Genomic DNA, 1395 nt, shown 5'->3' on the forward strand with positions numbered 1-1395 from the left:
CGAACCGGTGCGGCGCGGCGCCATCGAGGTGACGGTCAGCGCCGCCGGCACGCTGCAGGCGATCCGCGACGTCGAGGTCGGCGCCCAGGTGTCCGGCCAGCTCGAGAAGCTGCATGTCGACATCGGCGATGCGGTTGCCAGCGGCGATCTCCTTGCCGAGATCGATCCCGCCTCGATCGCCACGCAGGTGGAGATCGCCGAGGCCGAGCTTGCCAATCTCAAGGCCCAGCACGCCGGCAAGACCGCCGAGGTCGCCTTCCGCACGGTGCAGGCCGAGCGCCAGCGCCGGCTGACCAGCGTCAACGGCGCCTCGCAGGCCGAGCGCGAGGAGGCCGACTTCAACCTCGCCACGGCGCAGGCCGCCGTTGCCGCGCTGGAGGCGCAGATCCGCAAGCAGGAGGCGCAGCTTGCCGGCGACCGGGTCGATCTCGCTACACGCGGATCTACGCGCCGATGGCCGGCACCGTGGTCGACCGGGCGGCCAACGAGGGCGAGACCCTCAACGCCGTCCAGACCGCCCCGACCGTGCTCACCATCGCCGATCTGTCGGTGATGACCGTGGAAGCCGAAGTCTCGGAGGCCGACGTGCCGCGGCTCAAGCCCGGCATGACCGCCTATTTCACCCTGATCGGCGCCGGCTCCGAGCGCTACGAGGGCACGCTGCGCCAGATCCGCCCGACGCCGCAGACCGAGAATGGCGTGGTGCTCTACTACGCGCTGTTCGACATCCCCAATCCGGACGGCACGCTGATGATCGGCATGAGCGCGCAGGTGTTCTTCGTCGAGGCGGCGGCAAAGGACGTGCTGCTGGTCCCGGTCGCCGCCCTCTCCGACCTCGCCCGCCGCGGCGACATGACCACGGCGCGCGTGCGCGTCGCGGCAACGGACGGGACGACCCAGACCCGCGAGGTCACGGTCGGCGTCCGCAGCCGGGTTGCCGCCGAGGTGCGCAGCGGCCTTGCCGAGGGCGAGCGGGTGGTGGTGGTCAGCCAGTCGTCCGACACGCCGCGCGCGGCCACCCGCGGCTTCGGCCCGCCGCCGATGTTCTGAGGCCGGACGCAGGGTCCGTCCAGAGACAACCAAGACACGCCGTGACCGGAGCCACCCCCATGACCGCGCTGATCGCGCTTGACGGCATCACCAAGAGCTTCACCAACGGCGACGTCACCGTCGACGTGCTCAAGGGCGTGTCGCTCACCATCGAGGCCGGCGAGTTCGTCGCCATCGTCGGCGCCTCGGGGTCGGGCAAGTCGACGCTGATGAACATCCTCGGCTGCCTCGACCGGCCGACCGGCGGCTCCTACCGGATCGAGGGCAGCGAGGTCTCGGACCTTTCGGCCAACGAACTGGCCGACATGCGCCGCAATCTGTTCGGCTTCGTCTTCCAGAGCTACA

The 1395-nt window shown here is 70.5% G+C and carries 3 protein-coding genes; all 3 read left to right on the forward strand.

The window, feature by feature from the left end; translation table 11 throughout:
• The coding region (locus A6302_RS25020; RefSeq protein WP_245294182.1) for an efflux RND transporter periplasmic adaptor subunit at window positions 1-553 on the forward strand (553 nt) is incomplete at its 5' end.
• The gene (locus tag A6302_RS25025; RefSeq protein ID WP_245294183.1) at window positions 454-1050 is read left to right on the forward strand and encodes a permuted SH3 domain-containing protein; all 597 of its coding nucleotides are present in this window, start codon (window positions 454-456) and stop codon (window positions 1048-1050) included. The genes A6302_RS25020 and A6302_RS25025, both read left to right, overlap by 100 nt.
• Before the next feature lie 59 nt (window positions 1051-1109).
• Window positions 1110-1395, forward strand: a 286-nt coding sequence (locus tag A6302_RS20300; protein ID WP_141704040.1) for an ABC transporter ATP-binding protein, incomplete at its 3' end; no start/stop codon positions are given.

Origin of the sequence: Methylobrevis pamukkalensis (assembly GCF_001720135.1) — a bacterium.
GTDB classification, from domain to species: domain Bacteria; phylum Pseudomonadota; class Alphaproteobacteria; order Rhizobiales; family Pleomorphomonadaceae; genus Methylobrevis; species Methylobrevis pamukkalensis.

Excerpts from the sequence above, each read along its gene's own strand:
- A6302_RS25025 (WP_245294183.1), top strand. The coding sequence starts at position 454 with ATGGCCGGCACCGTGGTCGACCGGGCGGCCAACGAGGGCGAGACCCTC.